At 35.8% G+C, this 18,909-nt stretch carries 16 protein-coding genes; 1 reads left to right on the top strand and 15 read right to left on the bottom strand.

The features are described 5' to 3' along the window. Window positions 1-6: 6 nt before the first annotated feature. From AC5LWL_RS02200 to prfA, 10 genes are all read right to left on the bottom strand, one after another. A complete protein-coding gene (locus AC5LWL_RS02200; RefSeq protein WP_493432817.1) occupies window positions 7-444 on the bottom strand; it encodes a low molecular weight protein arginine phosphatase in 438 nt (145 codons plus the stop codon). A 396-nt stretch (window positions 445-840) separates the two neighbouring features. Then, window positions 841-1,395, bottom strand: a complete 555-nt coding sequence (locus AC5LWL_RS02195; protein WP_493432816.1) for a manganese efflux pump MntP — start codon at window positions 1,393-1,395, stop codon at window positions 841-843. Window positions 1,396-1,519: 124 nt separating this feature from the next. Then, entirely contained in the window at window positions 1,520-2,560 is a 1,041-nt protein-coding gene (locus AC5LWL_RS02190; protein ID WP_493432815.1) for an L-threonylcarbamoyladenylate synthase, read from the bottom strand. 173 nt (window positions 2,561-2,733) lie between these two features. Continuing rightward, window positions 2,734-3,183 (bottom strand): GNAT family N-acetyltransferase, encoded by a 450-nt coding sequence (locus tag AC5LWL_RS02185; RefSeq protein ID WP_493432814.1) that lies wholly within the window; start codon window positions 3,181-3,183, stop codon window positions 2,734-2,736. A 198-nt stretch (window positions 3,184-3,381) separates the two neighbouring features. Beyond that, window positions 3,382-5,055, bottom strand: coding sequence for a sigma-54 interaction domain-containing protein (locus tag AC5LWL_RS02180; protein WP_493432813.1), 1,674 nt, complete (start codon window positions 5,053-5,055; stop codon window positions 3,382-3,384). A gap of 420 nt (window positions 5,056-5,475) precedes the next feature. Then, entirely contained in the window at window positions 5,476-7,047 is a 1,572-nt protein-coding gene (pruA, locus tag AC5LWL_RS02175; protein WP_493432812.1) for an L-glutamate gamma-semialdehyde dehydrogenase, read from the bottom strand. Window positions 7,048-7,129: 82 nt separating this feature from the next. Then, a complete protein-coding gene (locus tag AC5LWL_RS02170; protein WP_493432811.1) occupies window positions 7,130-8,044 on the bottom strand; it encodes a proline dehydrogenase family protein in 915 nt (304 codons plus the stop codon). 263 nt (window positions 8,045-8,307) lie between these two features. Continuing rightward, window positions 8,308-9,054 carry a stage II sporulation protein R gene (gene spoIIR, locus AC5LWL_RS02165; protein WP_493432810.1) on the bottom strand — a complete coding sequence of 249 codons (747 nt, stop codon included), beginning with the start codon at window positions 9,052-9,054 and terminating at the stop codon, window positions 8,308-8,310. 117 nt (window positions 9,055-9,171) lie between these two features. After that, complete coding sequence (gene prmC, locus AC5LWL_RS02160) at window positions 9,172-10,032, bottom strand: peptide chain release factor N(5)-glutamine methyltransferase (RefSeq protein ID WP_493432809.1); 861 nt, start codon at window positions 10,030-10,032, stop codon at window positions 9,172-9,174. A gap of 10 nt (window positions 10,033-10,042) precedes the next feature. After that, entirely contained in the window at window positions 10,043-11,116 is a 1,074-nt protein-coding gene (gene prfA, locus AC5LWL_RS02155) for a peptide chain release factor 1 (RefSeq protein ID WP_493432808.1), read from the bottom strand. Between the two features lie 177 nt (window positions 11,117-11,293). On the opposite strand from prfA, the gene AC5LWL_RS02150 reads away from it, so the two are divergent. Beyond that, window positions 11,294-12,151: an STAS domain-containing protein gene (locus AC5LWL_RS02150; protein ID WP_493432807.1), complete on the top strand. Its 858-nt coding sequence runs from the start codon at window positions 11,294-11,296 to the stop codon at window positions 12,149-12,151. A gap of 192 nt (window positions 12,152-12,343) precedes the next feature. Here the strand turns inward: AC5LWL_RS02150 and AC5LWL_RS02145 are convergent, their stop codons facing one another. The 5 genes from AC5LWL_RS02145 to AC5LWL_RS02125 all read right to left on the bottom strand — a co-directional run bounded on the left by AC5LWL_RS02145 (window position 12,344) and on the right by AC5LWL_RS02125 (window position 18,895). Next, window positions 12,344-12,964, bottom strand: a complete 621-nt coding sequence (locus tag AC5LWL_RS02145; protein ID WP_493432806.1) for a thymidine kinase — start codon at window positions 12,962-12,964, stop codon at window positions 12,344-12,346. A gap of 398 nt (window positions 12,965-13,362) precedes the next feature. Next, window positions 13,363-13,563 carry a 50S ribosomal protein L31 gene (rpmE, locus tag AC5LWL_RS02140; RefSeq protein ID WP_493432805.1) on the bottom strand — a complete coding sequence of 67 codons (201 nt, stop codon included), beginning with the start codon at window positions 13,561-13,563 and terminating at the stop codon, window positions 13,363-13,365. 292 nt (window positions 13,564-13,855) lie between these two features. Beyond that, entirely contained in the window at window positions 13,856-15,130 is a 1,275-nt protein-coding gene (gene rho / locus AC5LWL_RS02135) for a transcription termination factor Rho (protein WP_493432804.1), read from the bottom strand. A gap of 912 nt (window positions 15,131-16,042) precedes the next feature. Then, window positions 16,043-17,329, bottom strand: a complete 1,287-nt coding sequence (gene murA / locus AC5LWL_RS02130) for a UDP-N-acetylglucosamine 1-carboxyvinyltransferase (protein WP_493432803.1) — start codon at window positions 17,327-17,329, stop codon at window positions 16,043-16,045. 708 nt (window positions 17,330-18,037) lie between these two features. Continuing rightward, on the bottom strand, window positions 18,038-18,895 hold the full coding sequence (locus tag AC5LWL_RS02125; RefSeq protein WP_493432802.1) for a class II fructose-bisphosphate aldolase: 858 nt from the start codon (window positions 18,893-18,895) through the stop codon (window positions 18,038-18,040). Window positions 18,896-18,909: the final 14 nt, after the last annotated feature.

Genomic DNA, 18,909 nt, shown 5'->3' with positions numbered 1-18,909 from the left:
TAACCATTAATCTAATTTATTCATCATACTTTCGATTAAATAATCTAATTCTTGAAATGTTTTCCGATAATGCTCGACTGAACCGCCAAAAGGGTCGATTACATCGCCATATTTTTCTTCTATCGCAAATTCTTTTAAAGTAAACGCTTTCTCGATAGAAGCTGGAAATTGCGTTATGATGGCGTTTTTATGCCCTGATGTCATCGTAACGATATGTGTTGCCCAATCTAATAATTCCTTTGTAAGCGCGGAAGATGTATGGTTATGATTCATTCCTTTTTCAGCTAGAACCTCTTGAGCCTGATAAGATGCTTCTTCACCATCTATTGCATATACCCCTGCTGATTTAACTTCGACATTTTCCATTTTTTTATGTTTTAAAATCGCCTCTGCCATCGGACTTCTACAAGTATTTCCGGTACACACAAATAAAACACGATACATTTTCCAGCCTCCTTCTAATAATCCCCTTTAATTATAGACCAAATTTCCTAAAAATCCTATTTCTTTTCTTCAGTCAAACCTTTTATTAGAAAAGCGCAAGCACCTTGAACAGTTCTGAAGAAAAATGTTCACATGACTCAAAAAGTGCTTTTTACTTTTAGTGGCATGGGGTTATTTTTCACAAGAACTAGGCGCTGAAGCTAGACAATAGAAAAGCGCAAGCGCCTTGAACAGTTCTGAAGAAAAATGTTCACATGACTCAAAAAGTGCTTTTTATTTTTAGTGGCATGGGGTTATACTTTCTTACCTTATCTAAAAAAAAGAGCTAAAAAAATCTGGAAACGAACCAGATTTCTTTAGCTCTCGATCAATTGCTCATTATACACTAACTAACCATTAAAAGTTAAGCAATAATTTTATCCCGAAGGTTAACAGTATCCCGCCGCCAAGCACTTCTCCATATATTCCTAACCAACCTTGAACTTTTCTGCCAATAATTAATCCAGCCCATGTTAAAATGGTAGCTGCTATACCAAAACAAGCTAGCACAACAACCGTTCTTGCCTGATAAATACCTAAGCTTAAACCGACGGAAAAACTATCCAAGCTAACGCTAAGGGAAAATAGGAATAAACCAAAACCAACCGGGGTTATTCGATAAGTCTCTTCTTCCTTAAAAACCGACCAAATCATTTGAATCCCCAAAATTACAAGCAGTCCTCCACCTATGTACACGGCAATAGCGCCAAAGTTTTCTGATAAAAATCTGCCAGCAACAATGCCAATTAGAGGCATAATTACATGAAAAACACCAATTGTAATACCGATTTTAGCTATTTGTTTTAGTCGGAGCTTATACATTCCCATTCCTAATGCAACAGAAAAGGCATCCATTCCTAATGCAAATGCCATTAATATTAGTGTAACTATCTCTCCTCTAAATGCAGCCATTTCTCCGCCTCCTTGGACTTGCTAATTAGAGATTATGCACGTCCAAGTTCTTTTAGAAGTTTTTTTCAGAAGAGTTTAGTTAAATATTTGGAGTTAAAAAGCATCAATTAATAGGAAAACAGCCTTATTCAATGACTTGATGGCCAGCTGCTTTCATTAATCGATTCATAATGGCTTGTCCTACTCCTTCAAGAGGAAACATTTCACTAAAAATAATATCCACATTCTCATGGTTAAAACTTCTTAATCCTTCATATAAAGAAGAAGCAACCGTTTGTAATTCTTCTCTTTTTCCACAAACAAAAATGTAATCTGCATGAAAGAAACCTGCATTTTCTTCCGTTGTTAACACGCCTACTTTTTTTCCTTTTGATTGTTCTCCCTTAATTAGCATCTGGATCTTTTCTTTTGACCCTTTCACTAAAATCATTGGAGCATTTGGAGCATAATGGCTATATTTCATACCAGGTGCCTTCGGTGTGGATTCTTTGTTAACAAGTGCAGGATCCATTCCTACTTCCCCTATAACTTGTTCAATTTGTTCCTTTGTGACCCCTCCAGGACGAAGGATCACTGGTCTCGCTTCGGTGCAATCAATTACAGTTGACTCAACACCTACACCAGTAGCTCCTCCATCGACAATCCCAGCAATCATGCCATCCAAATCCTCTTTAACATGCAACGCAGTAGTAGGACTTGGTCTGCCAGATCGATTAGCGCTTGGAGCGGCTATTGGCAAGTTAGATTCTTCTAATAGCTTTAGAGCGACAGGATGATTAGGCATGCGTACCGCAACTGTTTTTAGACCAGCTGTTGCATAGGTTGATAAAGCACCTTTTTTTGCACGGAAAATAATCGTCAAAGCTCCTGGCCAAAAGGACGTCATTAGTTTTTTTGCAAGTTCCGGTATCTCTTCCACTATTTCCGTTAATTGCTCTTGTTTCGCAATATGGATAATAAGCGGATTATCGGACGGCCTTCCTTTTGCAGCAAAAATCTTCTTTATCGCCTCATCATCTTTTGCATTCCCTCCTAGCCCATAAACCGTTTCTGTAGGAAAAGCAACTACCTCATTTTGTTTTAAAAGATCAGCAGCTTGTTGGATATGTGGATAACCAACTCTATTATCCACATATTTATCCACTGACCAATAAATTGTCTTCATTTTTATCCACCTTTACAAATATCTATTTTATTTTTAACAAAATGGCTTAATTTCCACATTATTCGACAGAAGCCCATGCTTAAAATATTTTAAAAAACAGTTCATAACGTGGATAAACATACCACTTATCCCCAAATTGTGTATAAAAGACCTTATAATGTGGATAAGTATATTTAGTTATCCACGTTTCCTATCGAATAATACATAAATATTGGGTTATTAACAGTTGATATGTTTTTTACCACATCCGACGTTTTCAGCACAACAGGCAACTCTGCTTTAACAATTTCTTTAAATCCTAATAGCGTAAATAGCTGAATAGCATTTTTGTTATTTATCATACAATACAATCGTTCAAGCTCCTTGTCTTTTGCTAATTGTATCGTTTGTTGCAGCAAATAGAGAATTTCCTCCGCACTGGCATTCGTTAAAACAAGGGAGCGGAGAAGACCGATTTTTTCAAACGTCTGAATACCACTGGTTCCAATGATCTCTCCTTTGTTATCTTCAACTATAAGATAATACTCTACCCCCTTTTCGATGCCACTCTTATCTAAATCTCCTAAAAAAGCTTGAATTTTATCTAAATCTTTTCCTTCTGCTAATCGAATCGTTTTCTCCATACATTCTCCTCCTAAATTAATAGATTACTCTTTGTCCACATGCGTTAGTCTATTAATATGAAGAGGGATTGGAAAAAATACTAGATTTTTTTCAGGCTGTTGACAAACCTTGCCACTTTATATTCTCTTTTTATCCGTTCTAGAGATTGGTCAAAAAGTCCGGTAAAAAGAACAGCACTTATCGCAGCAGCCTAAAGATTATAGTTCATATTCTTTTATTTTGTTATACAGCGTTCCTCTTGATATTCCTAACAGATTAGCTGCTGCACTTTTATTTCCGTATGTTTTGCGAAGGGCTTCTTCAATTCTTGTTGCTTCCCCCTCTGCCTCCCCCCTTTTTTCCCTATTTGATGAGGATATTTCTTTTATTTCAGCTGGTAAATGCTCTACTAACACTTCCGATTTATTACTTTCCGTTAGAAGGACACACCGTTCTATCACATTTCTTAACTCCTTTACATTTCCTGGCCACTGATAATGTATTAGCTTACTTAATGCTTCTTCTCCGATTGTCATTTCATTTTTTTGATGTTTTTTTCCATATTCCTTTATAAATTGATTGATTAAGCCTGGAATATCTTCTTTTCTATTACGAAGGGCTGGAATCTCAATATGCATGACACTTAATTGAAAATAGAGCTTCTCATTAAATTCCCCGCTTTTTACCAGCTTTATTAAACTTTGCGCGGAAGAAATAATAACTCTTGTTTTTATTTCAATCTCTTTTTTGCCACCAACACGGGTAAAAGTTCCATTTGTCATATACTCTACTAGTTTTTGTTGAGCGGCTAATGGCATCTTATCCACATCTTCAATAAATAGGGATCCGTCTTTTGCTTGTTCTATTTTCCCAATCTTTTCATCCTCTTCACCAGATTGAAAGGACATTTTTTGATAGCCAAACAACTCTATTTCTAATACCTCTGCTGGAATAACAGCACAATTTAACGAAATAAACGGCTGGTTATTTTTTGCCCCTCCATAATGAATCGCTTGAGCCAACAACTCTTTTCCTGTTCCTCTTTCTCCAGTTATTAATATAGGTATGTCGGCATGGGTCATTTTTTGTGCAATCTCTACAGCTTCATTTACTTCTTCGCTCTCTGTAACGATTGATGAAAACGGTGCATCCTTTTGGACGTGTAATGGTAGGTTAGAGTCTAATTCTTGATTTAAATGAATCATTTTTGTTATATCACGCTCTGTTGCCACACCACCAATAATTTGATTATTTTCAACAATTGGTGATGCATTTATTAGCACATGCGTATGTTCATTGGGACGATGATAGGTTCCCCGAACCGGATTTCCCTCTTTTAAAATTTCATGTAAAATGATCGAATCCGCATCAAAATGTTCTCCAATTTTCTTTCCAATAATTTCTTCTTTTTTTATGTTATAAACAATTTCTGCAACGTTATTCCAATAAACAACCGTTCCTCCTTTATCTACCGCTGTTACAGCATCATTAATCGTCTCTGCCAGTGTTGTAAAAAATGTAGATAACTGGTTGTTTTCTTGTTTTAAATACTGAACTTGATCAGAGGCAGTAATAACGGAGGTGACTTCCTGCTTCCTTTCATCCATAATTAACACAGGACGTTCCCAATCTATATCACTTTGATGGATAGCATTGATTGTGGTAACAGAGGAGGGCTTTAACTGGAGGAAATTTAACCACTCTTCAACTGTTTGCTGCTCCTTTCCTACCTGCAATAGAAGCACATCTTTCTTTTCCATACAATACCAACGATCTGCTTTTGTAACAATATAATCATAGGTAGCAAATTTATCTAAAAGAGAGTGTTTGTCGTCATGAATAGAAACCATAAAAAAAGATTTCTCTAATTCAACATGTGAATGGGTGAACATAACAAATTCCTTTCATACAATAATATTTATTAATTTACCATATGTTTGTTAGTCTTCGCTACAGAGAAAGGTATTGCCTAGTAATGGCTTATTTTTTTCCACAATCAAAAAATAAGCCGATAATTCATTCTTTCCTCCTAAATTCAGACTATACTAAGACAAAACCATTACTATCCACCCCGCTCCTATCCTAACAAATGATCGTTAACAGGTTGAAATAATTAGCTTCCCTTTTTGTCTAGACTGTATTTAGAGTAAAATTGATTATCAGCTTATTTTTATTTTTTTAGAGGTTGTTCAAAAAGTCCGGTAAAAAGGACACGTCGAATTTCTTCGTTGGTTTGCTTTTCCGCTTCTCACGTATTCAATAGAGGTTCTTCCATTTTTGAACACGCACTTTTATGTTTTTATTTTTCTTTGTTAAATCTTTCTAGAACTTAGCTTTGCTTGTGTAAATAATAATAAATAATCAAAACCGCCTGCTTTAGAATCTGTTCCCGACATATTAAAGCCTCCAAATGGATGAACACCTACTAACGCACCGGTGCATTTTTTATTAATATAAAGATTCCCACAGTGCATATTATTTAGTGCATAATCCACACGTTCTTCTCTTGCGGAAAAGAAAGAACCTGTTAATCCATAGTCTGTATTATTGTACACATCTATTCCTTTTTTCCAGTCCGATACTTTTGAAATCGCTAGTACTGGGCCAAATATTTCCTCTTGCATAATCCTTGCGTCCGGCTCCACATCAGCAAAAACAGTAGGCTCTATATAATAACCATTTCCTTCTGCCCGGAATCCTCCTGACAATAGCTTTCCTTCTTTTTTACCAACTTCTATATAACCAAGAATTTTATCGAATGCTTTTTGATCAATTACTGGCCCTACAGGAACATTCTCTTCTGGTAATCCCACTCTTAGTTTTTTTGTTAGTGCAGCGACTTTTTCTACTACCTGATCATAAACCGCATCGACAATAATCGCTCGGGACCCTGCCGAACATTTTTGCCCTTGGAAACCAAAAGCGGATGCAACAATTGCTTGGGCAGCTGCATCGATATCTGCCGTTTCGTCCACTACAATTCCATCTTTTCCTCCCATTTCTGCAATCACACGTTTTAGCCAAATTTGTCCAGACTGAACAACCGATGCACGTTCATAAATTCTACAGCCAACCGCTCTTGAGCCAGTAAACGAAATAAATCTTGTTTTTGGATGCTCCACTAAATATTCTCCGACATCTATTCCGTCTCCAGGAACAAAATTAATAACTCCTGCTGGAAGTCCTACTTCTTCCATTAACTCCACAAACTTCGCTGCAACTACTGGCGTTGTATCAGATGGTTTTAGGATAACTGTATTCCCTGAAACTACTGCTGCTACTGTTGTTCCTGCCATAATAGCTAATGGAAAATTAAAAGGAGAAATAACAATTCCCACCCCTAATGGAATATACGTAATTTTATTATCTACCTCACCTTCAGTGGGGATTAATGGCTGATTAGTGGTTGTTTCACTTAGACGAATCATTTCTCTAGCGTAAAATTCTAAGAAATCAATTGCTTCTGCCGTATCAGCATCCGCTTCCACCCAGTTTTTCCCTGCTTCATATACTAAATAAGCAGAAAACTCATGTTTTCGTTGACGCATTAATGCGGAGGCTTTTAATAAATATTCCGCACGCTGCACAGGTTCTACTTTTTTCCACGTCTCAAATGCAAGCAATGCTTCTTGCATTGCCTTTTCTGCATATTCTTTTGATCCTTTACTGACTTCTCCAATTACTTCGTCTATATTTCCAGGATTAATAGAAACCGTTTTTTCTTCTGTAATTATTTTATTTTTGCCAATTACTAACGGAAAAGTTTTTCCTAATTCGCCTTTTACTTTCGCTAATGCCTGTTCAAATGCAACTTTATTTTCTGTTTTTGTAAAGTCTGTTAAAGCTTCATTTTTATAAGCTGGGATTGTCGTTAAATTTGTCATTATCATTCTCCTATTCTTATATACTATTTTTATTGAAAACTTATAGGCTGTTCAAAAAGGCTGATAAAAAGGACACGTCTTGCTATTTAAAAAAGTTTTTCAGGACAAACCACACATTCGCTGGTCTTTCGGCCAATCTTCGCATAAAGTAGCCAAACCAATCGACGCCATATGGTACATAGACTCTTACTTTATATCCTTCTTTCATTAGCTTATTTTGCAAATCTACACATATGCCATATAACATTTGGAATTCAAACTGACTGCTATCCACTTGATGTTCTGCCACGAATTTTTTAGTGAAATCAATTATCTTTTCATCGTGACTTGCCACAGCCGTATAATTGCCATTTAATAGATGTGCTTTAATGCTTTTTTTGAAATTTTCATCCACATCTTTTTTATCTGGAAATGCTACATTCGGAGATTCCTTATAAGCACCCTTCACTAAGCGAAGATTTGCATTTAAGGTGTTTAAAAGTCTTAAATCTTCTTCTGTCCGATATAAATATGCTTGAATAACTATACCAACATTGTCATAATCTCTGCGCAGCTCTTCAAATATATCGATTGTTATCTGACAATGCGAAAAATCTTCCATATCAATTCGCACAAAATTCCCGTATTCTTTTGCTCTTTCCAGAATTTTTTTCATGTTTTTCATACATAGGTCTTTATTAATATCTAATCCAAGCGAGGTCATTTTAAGGGATAAATTGGATTTGGCTCTAGATGCGTGAATGGCGTCCAATGTTTGCAGGCACATTTCAGCTGCTTCATTGGCCTCAGCTTCTGTAAAAACAAATTCACCTAGATGATCAAGTGTAGCTAGTTTTCCTTCTTGATTTAATTTATTGACACTTTCGATTGCTTTTGCAATAGAATCACCTGCCACAAATCTTCCTGCACCAAAGCGCAGCCCATATTTTTTTGCCAATTTATTTGCAGAAGTATTTTTTGCCAGTGATTGAAACATATTTCTCATCACAACTTCCAATGATATCCTCCCCTTATTAACATTCGCATTACCAATATGATGTTAAACACTTTTGTTCAATCTTTATATTTTAAACACAAATGTTTATTTATTAATCAAATTATACAACAATGCTTCATGAAAAATATAGCAATTTGTTAAAAATTCTGACATATTTTTTTAAAAAATCGTTTTAGCTAAATTTTCGATAAGCCAGCAGCCAGAACAACAAAATTAAAACTGCTTTTCATCAGTGATTCTGATAAAAAGCAGCCTCTTAAAATTTATCCAAATATTTTATCCCATACTTCTACGATAAAAAATTTCACTTTCACTTTATCTTCTTTTGTTTCCTCCACATATACAGGATCTTTTTTCTCTTTTACCTTCTTTGTATTCTCTTTTTCTGCTTTTGCTGGGCTTTCTTTCTTCTTCTCTTGCTTTTCTTGCTTATCCTGCTTCACTTCTTTTGCTTCTTTTTTCACCTCTTGTTTTTTCCCATCTTTATCATCAAATCCATCACTTACGGCGACCCCATTAGAGAAATCAAGAAAACATAATGGAGGAAATAACACACACCACCAATTCGCTCCTTCGCCATTGCCTAACGTGATAAGTATCGCTTCATATTCTCCTGCTGGATAAAGAAATTCTCCATATAACTTTGTAGGAAAGTCTACTTTTCCAAATTTAACTTTTACCGTTTGATTTTCACTTTCTTCTTCCACTACTTTTTCTGCTATTTTCTGAATTTCTGGCAATTTTGATTGTAATAATTTTTTTGCTTCTTCTTTAGAAGTTAATTCGGACACCCAAGTGGTTATTTCTTTATTTACAGCATCTCTGACTTTTCTTTTTAAGGCTTGATCTTCTTCACTGTCACTATTCGCTAATATTCTTAAACGAATCGCATCACTAGGTATAACAACTTCATCATTAGCAGTCACTTCATTTTTTGGTATATATAAACTAAAAACAGTAGATAGAATAAGTACAAATAAATACATGGTTGCCATCGGTTTTTTTCTCATATTAAGCACCGCCCCTTCACTATCAATAGTGTGGACAAACTGCAAGAATCTTAAACTAGCAAAATTTAAAAAAAATGCCGCTGACTTGATAAGTCAACGACATTTTTTATATACACTTTAAAATCCTATTTCTGCAAAAACCATTCGATCTTTTCCGTTTATATCAAAAACCACATCGACATTTGCCTCTGGAAATATTTCCTGCAATAAGGCAGATACTGCTTTACTTTGACCTGCACCGACCTCAAAACCGACCAATCCTTGTTTTTTTAATACAAAAGGGAGTTCCTTACATAACCTTCTGTAGATTATTAGTCCATCATCTCCTGCAAATAAAGCACGATGCGGCTCATGCTCTGTTACTATATCCGACATACTTGCCTGATCTTTTTCCGGTATATATGGCGGATTGGATAGAACAATATCATATGTTTGGTTTTTTTCTATAAAAGGAGCAAGCAAATCTCCTACTACAAAGTTAATTTGATGTGCTCCTAAATTATCTGCATTTTCTTTTGCTATACGCAAAGAAGCAGGAAAAAGATCCGTAGCAGTTACTTCAAGAGAAGGAGCTTCCAGTTGCATCGTAATAGCGATTGCCCCACTGCCAGTTCCTATGTCAGCCAGCTTTACATCGGTTTTTCCTTCGAACAGCTTCCCAACCCTTTTTAATGTACCTTCTACCAATTCTTCTGTTTCGGGTCTAGGGATTAGAACTTCTTCATTTACTTTGAATTTTCTCCCATAAAATTCTTCAAAACCAACAATATATTGAATCGGTTTTCCGTCTGCATGGAGATACACGTATTTTTGGAAAATAGTCATTTCCTCTTGGGGCATATCCTCTCTGAACTTCATTAACAGTTCGGAACGACTAATTTGAAGTACATGCCTTAACAATAATTCTGCTGCGTATTCTTCCCGATTTTGCTTAGATAAATAAGAAGAAGCCCATTTCAGGGCCTCAAAAACTTTCATTTGATTATCTTTACACATCAGATGCACTTTCTAGACGGCTTGATTGTTCCTCAAAAATCAATGAATCAATAATGTCGTCCATTTTCCCTTGCAGGATCTGATCCAATTTTTGAATAGTCAGACCAATACGATGATCTGTTACACGATTTTGCGGGAAGTTATATGTTCTGATACGCTCCGAACGATCACCCGTGCCAACTGCAGATTTACGCTGTTGATCGTATTCTGCCTGCGCTTCCTGTTGGAATTTATCATAAACACGAGCACGTAATACTTTCATTGCTTTTTCTTTGTTTTTAATCTGAGACTTTTCATCTTGACAAGATACTACTGTACCAGTTGGCAAGTGAGTTAAACGCACCGCAGACATAGTCGTGTTAACACTTTGTCCTCCTGGGCCGCTTGACGTAAATGTATCAACCCGAACATCTTTATCATGAATTTCAATCTCTACCTCTTCTGCTTCAGGCAAACAAGCGACTGTTGCTGTTGACGTATGAATACGACCGCCTGATTCTGTTTCCGGAACACGCTGCACGCGATGTGCTCCATTCTCAAATTTCATTTTGGAATAAGCACCTTTCCCATTGATCATAAAGATAATTTCTTTATAGCCACCGACTCCTGTTGTGCTTGCATCGATAATTTCAATTTTCCATCCTTGTGCTTCTGCAAATCGGCTGTACATACGGTATAAGTCACCAGCAAATAAAGCTGCTTCATCTCCACCTGCAGCCCCACGGACTTCCATAATAACGTTCTTCTCATCATTTGGGTCTTTAGGGATCAATAGAATTTTCAAACGAGCTTCTAGTTCCTCAATGCGTTCTGACGTTTCATCTAATTCTTCTTTTACCATTTCACGCATTTCGGAATCTAATTTTTCTTCTAACATTGATTTTGCTTCTTTATGCTGTTCTTTCACTTCTTTATATTCCCGGTATGCCTCGACCGTTTCTTGGATATCTGATTGCTCTTTCGAATAATCACGTAATTTCTTTGTATCATTAACAATTTCAGGATCACTCAATAACTCATTAAGCTTATCATAGCGATCCTCTACAGCTTGTAGACGATCAAACATGAACTTCACCTCATTTTTTTCCATAACGTATTCATTATATTATAGGCGATAACCATCGTCAAAACCAAATTAAGCGTCTCTTCTTGAATGAAACAGGGAAACGGGTCCGTTTTTTTCCCTCTCTTTTATTTTTTCCTTTATAATAGAAGTATTAATGGAAAGTGAGGATATATGTCCATGTCTTTAACGAATAAATCTCTATACGATTATATTGTTAAAAACTCTGCCAAAATTACGGAAAAGTGGTTTACTTTAAAAGACGGAGAAATTGGATCCATTTATTCAAAAAAATCTTCTTCCTCTGTTAAAGGTTTATTGGAGAAACAGCATGCATCCACCATTAAAACTGTTATGAGCGCATTTTTAGAAGATCCGCAAGTATTTACTATCAATCTATCAAACTGGGCTAAAAATGTTGCACAAAGCAGAGTAGATTTAGGAACCCCTGCGCATGAGGTTTTGCAAGCATTAAGCATTACTCGCCAAGTCATCTGGGATCAAATAGAACAATTCATTAAGGATGATACCAAGATTTCCACTAAAACTATTTTGAATTGGAGTTCTATTTTTCACAGTACTTTTGATCAATTAAACAACCAATTTGGCAGTATGTATCACGACTTTACTCGAAGTCGTTTTTCTGCTCAGCAAAAACTGATAAATGTGCTTAGTATTCCGGTCATTCCAATTATTGATTATATCGGTGTAATGCCATTAATCGGAGATATTGATACAACCCGGGCGAAATTAATTTTGGAGAAAGTACCTGAGCGCTGCTTACAAGAGCAAATCAGTCACTTATTCATTGATTTATCCGGTATAACAGTTATTGATACAAGTGTATTGCATGAATTAATAAAACTGATAAAAGTCCTTCGTTTTATCGGAATAAAACCGACTTTATCTGGCATGCGTCCAGAAGTGGCACAAATGGTGGAGCGACTAGGAATCAATTTGGGTGAAGTTACCACCTATGCAACACTAAGACAAGCTTTCTCTAAAGTAAACTTAGAAATAAATGACCATATTTTATAAATGGATTTTTTAAAAGCATAAATCATCCATAGTCATTAAGCGTAACTATATAAAATATCGGAAATCGATTAAAAGCAAAATAAGTGTTAGGTTTCCCAGGACTTACTGGTCTTGAAGAGTTGGATAATCATTAAATAATAAAATAAGCCCCTTCCATCTCGTTGGAAGGGGCTTATATTGAAAATAAAGGATTTATAATAGCGAAGTAGTGCTGTCCTGCTTTTTTAGCGCTGGAGGTGATTTAGGCACTTCATGATGATGACGACAGCGTGGTTCATATGATTCTGATGCGCCAACTAAAATTATGGGATCATCATAAGACGCTGGAGCCCCATTAATTAAACGCTGCGTACGACTTGCAGGGGAACCACAAACAGCACAAACCGCCTGAAGTTTTGTAACCATTTCAGCAACAGCCATCAACTCTGGCATTTTCCCAAATGGCTCACCGCGAAAATCTTGATCAAGACCCGCACAGATCACTTGATAACCACTATTTGCTAAATGTTGGACAACACTCACTATTTCCTCATCAAAAAACTGCACCTCATCAATAGCTACAACTTCCATATCCGCTGGAACATATTCAAAAATGTCTGTAGATTTGCTGATAGGAACAGCAAGCGTTGACGTACCATTATGAGAAACAACCGCTTCTTCACTATAGCGATTATCTATTTTCGGTTTAAACACGATAATCTTTTGTTTGGCGAATTCTGCCCTTCTTACACGACGGATAAGTTCCTCTGATTTACCAGAAAACATACTTCCACAAATAACCTCTACCCATCCATGCTGTTTCATTACATACATGAAACCGCCCCTTTCTTCCCAACAATTTAACTCTTCTACTTAACATATACCAAATATAAAATGTGCAAAAAAATGAAGAACTGAAAAGCTCCAATTCAGCATATACACCTATCATGCTCCTCAAAGGTTGCAACAACATCAACATAAGCATAAGACGCTTAAGAATAGAAAGCAAAAATAGAGAAATTCCTTCCATTCTTAAACAGCTTATCACTTAGAAAAAGAAGCTAATGTTTATTAACAGTAACTCTTCGCTCACCAAAATCAGCAATCTCTTACTAAAGTTCCTGCATTAAACCAGGAGAAATTCGGCCTCCAATAGGTATAGCAGCCTTTTTTTCATAAAAGAAAGAACAGGCAAGGAATAATAACTTCTTGCCTGTTCTTGACATTTCATATTACTTAAGACCGTATTTTTTGTTGAAACGATCAACACGTCCGCCAGCTTCAGCGAATTTTTGACGTCCAGTATAGAACGGGTGGCACTCAGAACAAGTTTCAACTTTTAATTCTTTTTTGATAGAACCTGTTGTGAACTCATTTCCACATGCACATTTCACCGTAATTTGATTGTAATTAGGATGAATTCCTGCTTTCATTCCTTTTCATCTCCTTCCGCCCTGCAACTTTCGAAACAGAGTTATAAAACAATGCTTTAACATTGTTAATTATTAAAAACATACTGTGTTCATTATAGCAAGGTCATTTCTATTTTGCAACTTGATTCCTTCACCCACATTTAGAATGTTAAATAATTTTTCTAAAAAGAAAAATAGCTATCACGCCTGATTTCCCTTTATTTAAAGCTTTAAGTAGGAATAATTAATTCATTATTTCCTATACAACTCATACTACCATCCACTATTTACCATATAATTATACATATAACGCTTAAGAACGTTTAGCAGTCCCAGCCTTCATTTGGTCTGATAATACAGCAAAAAATTCTTCGTTTGATTTCGTTTGTTTTAATTTACGCAAGAAGCGCTCTGAGAAATCAGCAGAATCAGACATAGATTTACGAATAGCCCATAATTTATCTAAATGTTCTTTCGGAATAAGAAGTTCTTCTTTTCTTGTTCCAGAGCGACGAATATCAATTGCTGGGAATATTCTTCTTTCTGCAAGAGAACGGTCTAAATGAAGCTCCATATTACCCGTTCCTTTAAACTCTTCATAGATAACATCGTCCATGCGTGAACCAGTATCAACTAAAGCAGTTGCTAAAATAGTCAAAGAACCGCCTTCTTCTATATTTCGCGCAGCTCCAAAGAAACGTTTTGGACGGTGAAAAGCCGCTGGATCAATACCACCAGATAGTGTTCTTCCGCTTGGAGGAATCACCAAGTTGTATGCCCGTGCTAGTCTTGTAATACTATCCATCAAGATGACAACATCCCTTTTATGCTCTACCAAACGCATCGCTCTTTCTAACACAAGCTCTGCCACTTTGATATGGTTTTCAGGAACTTCATCAAATGTTGAACTTACAACATCCCCCATAACAGATCTTTCAATATCTGTTACTTCTTCTGGACGCTCATCGATTAATAGCACAATTAATTCTGCATCTGGATGATTGGTAGTGATACTGTTGGCAATTTCCTTAATCAACATGGTCTTCCCTGCTTTAGGTGGTGCAACAATAAGACCCCTTTGCCCAAACCCAACAGGCGCTAATACGTCCATTATTCGAGTAGAAACATATTTTTGAGTTGTCTCCAATTTCATTTGGCGATCTGGATACAATGGAGTTAATCCTGGAAAGTGCACTCTTTCTTTGGCAGCAATCGGATCATCGCCATTTACTGCCTCTACTTGCAGCAATCCAAAATAACGTTCATTCTCTTTTGGAGGTCGTACTTTACCAGAAACTTTATCACCATTTCTTAAATCAAATTTTCTAATTTGCGAGGCAGATATATAGATATCTTGAGAACTTGGAGAATAGTTTATTGGTCGTAAAAAACCAAAACCCTCTGACTGGATAATTTCAAGAACACCTTCCATAAAGAAATAACCTTCTTGCTCTGCTCTTGCTTTTAAAATGGAAAAAATTAATTCTTTTTTCGTTAACTTACTATAATATGACACCTTATATTCCCGTGCTAATTCATATAACTCTTTTAATTTCATATTTTCTAAACTAGATATGTTTAATCCCATAATGACACCACTCTTTTAAGTTTTCAGTTATTCCTACCATGCTTCAAGCAATATATAATAATTTGGAAAGGAATGTTTAAATCATTTTTGAGGCAATTGACTGTGTGAAGAAATTCCATATTGATGCGAGAATAAATAAGTTGAAGTAATAATATAGAAGAAATGTTCTTTCACTTTACCCACTTACATTTCTTTATACCTTATGATACAAAAACAAGTATACATACTAAGAGAATGATTTCTGTTACCTTTATTCAGGCTAGAAAAATCTATCAAAAGCAATTTCTATTTTAACTCTTCCCATAAAAAATGCGCAACTATAATTTTTTTACCAAAACATAAAAAACATCAAATCCATATCAGAAACAACTGCTTTTCTTCCATTACACTTCTTACATATTTAGGGAATAAATGTTTCTAGGAAGGGGGTTGGGGCATTCTCAAATTTATCCCCTTTATTTAATGAATAAACCGCTTTGAAAAACCAAAAGTAATATGTTAATTAGCAAAGATAATGGTCAACCAGGCAAAAAGACTGCAAATAAACCAGAAATTCACTATTAGTTAAAAGAAGAATAATTCATTTAGAAATCGCTATCATTACTACAGAATGAGCAAATAAATAACATCCCTTTTGCTCTTCTATAGAATTCTATCATCAAACTTTATTATTAATGGCATCATCATTTTTGATTTTTCCTTTTAAGTAAAGAATTCTATTACTACTAATGCCATTAAATAATATCTTTGTTCATTGCCTTTTAGCAGCAATAGTTTTCTTTCCTATTTCACTGTCAGAAATCCCTAACAAAACATTTTCTCAAATTCATCAGAGTTTATGCTAATATGCCTCCGTATCGAAGGCATATATTCCTCTTGATTGTCCATTTGTTTCAAGCATTAGTAGTGAATTCATACATTTTTTATTTGTTCATATTCTTCTTTAGACATATTTTCTCTCCAAATAGTTGCACCAAGGCCATTAAGTTTTTCAACTAAATTACTGTACCCTCTATCTATATGTTCAAGACCAGTAACTTCAGTAACACCTTCCGCTATAAGGCCTGCAATTACTAGTGCCGCTCCTGCACGCAAATCACTAGCTTTCACCTTTGCCCCCTGCAAATGAACAGGTCCATTGATAATGGCTGAGCGCCCTTCTACTTTGATTGTAGCATTCATTCTCCGCAATTCATCAATATGTTTAAATCTAGCACCATAAATTGTATCTGTAACCATGCTTGTCCCTGTTGTTTTTGTTAAAAGAGATGTAAATGGCTGCTGTAAGTCTGTTGGAAAACCTGGATAGACCAACGTTTTGATATCTACTGCTTTCAAATCCGGATTAGAACTTACATATATCTGATCATCACTTGATTCAATATGTACATTCATTTCTCTAAGTTTCGCAATTAACGATTCTAAATGTTGGGGGATAACATTATCAACTAAAATCCCTTCTCCAACAGCAGCGCCAATAATAATATACGTTCCGGCTTCAATACGATCAGGTATAATCGTATGACGGCATCCATGCAGCTGATCTACACCCTCAATACGAATAACATCTGTGCCTGCACCTTTAATTTTTGCTCCCATATTCGTTAATAGTGTAGCAACATCAATAATTTCAGGTTCTTTTGCTGCATTTTCAATAATGGTTCGCCCTTTTGCCCGTACTGCTGCGAGCATAATGTTTATGGTAGCTCCCACACTTACAACATCTAAATAAATTCGAGCACCTCTTAATTCATCTGCACGAAGATAGATAGCTCCTTGCTCATTTGTTACTTGTGCGCCAAGTGCTTCAAACCCTTTAATATGCTGATCAATTGGACGTGGCCCAAGATGGCATCCACCAGGCAGCCCTATAACCGCCTTTTTAAACCTGCCTAACATCGCTCCCATTAAATAATAAGAAGCACGTAATTTTTTAACTTTCCCATTCGGCATAGGCATTGAAATCATAGAGGTTGGATCGACCGTCATGTCAGAATCAGAAAGCACAACAGACCCACCAAGCTCTTCCATGATTTCCTTTAAAATTTGTACATCAGAAATGTCAGGCAATCCCTCAATTGTAACTGGAGAATCAGCTAAAATGGTTGCTGGTATAAGAGCAACAGCACTATTTTTTGCTCCGCTTATTCGAACAGTTCCTTTTAATGGAGACCCACCTGCAATCATAAGTTTTTCCATTTCTAACTCCCTTCTAAGCCATGCAAAACACGTACAAACTATACATATAATTAATTATGACTGCTGACAAAGTCTTATGACAGCAGAGAATAAGTGTACATCACCAACTCTGAATAATGCGATTGATGAGTGATCTATTCAAAAATAAATATATAGCAGTTGTACGAACATAAAATATAAAAATTGAATCAAGGCTTGGACGTAAAATCTTTGTTTTATACTAATCCAATTATTATACCAAAAAGTAATCTTGATAGGAAAAGAGCAAATAATATGTATTTGCTAACATGTGTTAAAGGGGGATTCTTTCACCTTTAACAAAAATGACTAGACCATAAAGCCTGCTATTTATTGCCTAACATGATAAAGGTTTACTTTTCTAATCTTTGAAAAAGCATAAAAGAACATGAACCGTGACAAAAGTTGAAGAGTACGTAGTAATATTTTTCGCAACGAAAAAATAGTTGAGGAACTTTTTTAGAAATTATTATTATTTTAACATCTTTTGTATTACCTTCCTAAGTTAAACACAGAAACAGAAAAAAACAACTATCCATTTACCCAACTTAGTTATAGTGATTATTATTTCCCTTCACGACTTCTTAAATACTTTCTTATGGAAGGAAATTTCAATTGATAGTTTAATTTTTATAATTTTTTCTTTCTTATCTTTAAAGAAACCGCCTAAACAGGCGGTTTCTTTTAAAATTATGCTTTGTTAGAAGAACCAAATTCTTTGATTTTACCAACAACAGTAGTTTTAATTGCTTCACGAGCTGGGCCTAAATATTTACGTGGATCGTATTCTTCAGGTTTTGCAGCTAGAGCTTCACGAACTGCTTTAGCAGAAGAGATTTGGTTTTCTGTATTAACGTTAATTTTAGCAGTTCCTAAAGAGATAGATTGTTGAATATCTTTAGTTGGAATTCCAGTTCCACCATGTAATACTAACGGCATGCCAGTAGCATTTCCGATTTCTTCCATTTCTTTGAAACCTAGGTTTGGTTCACCTTTGTAAGGACCGTGAACAGAACCAAGAGCTGGAGCTAAACAGTCAATGCCAGTGCGTTTTACTAACTCAGCACATTCTTGTGGGTCAGCATAAATAACACCTTCTGCAATAACGTCATCTTCTTGTCCGCCTACAGTACCTAATTCAGCTTCAACTGAAACTCCTTTTGAATGAGCATAATCCACTACTTTTGAAGTAGTTTCAATATTTTCTTCAAACGGATGATGAGAAGCATCGATCATAACAGAAGTGAATCCTGCATCAATTGCTGCTTTACAATTATCAAAGCTTGAACCATGATCTAAGTGAATTGCAACTGGTACAGTTACACTATAGTCTTCGATTAATCCTTCTACCATTTTTACAACTGTTTTGAAACCACCCATATAACGTGCTGCGCCTTCAGAAACCCCTAAAATCACCGGAGATTTTTCTTCTTGTGCAGCTTGAAGGATTGCTTGAGTAAACTCAAGGTTGTTTAAGTTAAATTGTCCAACAGCATATCCTTCTGCTTTTGCTTTTTTCAACATTTCTGTCATTGAAACTAAAGCCATTTTTGTTTCCTCCT

It is taken from the genome of Niallia sp. WK069_GA_01 (assembly GCF_983173855.1).
The sequence above is the reverse complement of the archived record's forward strand: the minus strand, read 5'-3'. Positions and strand labels throughout refer to the sequence as shown.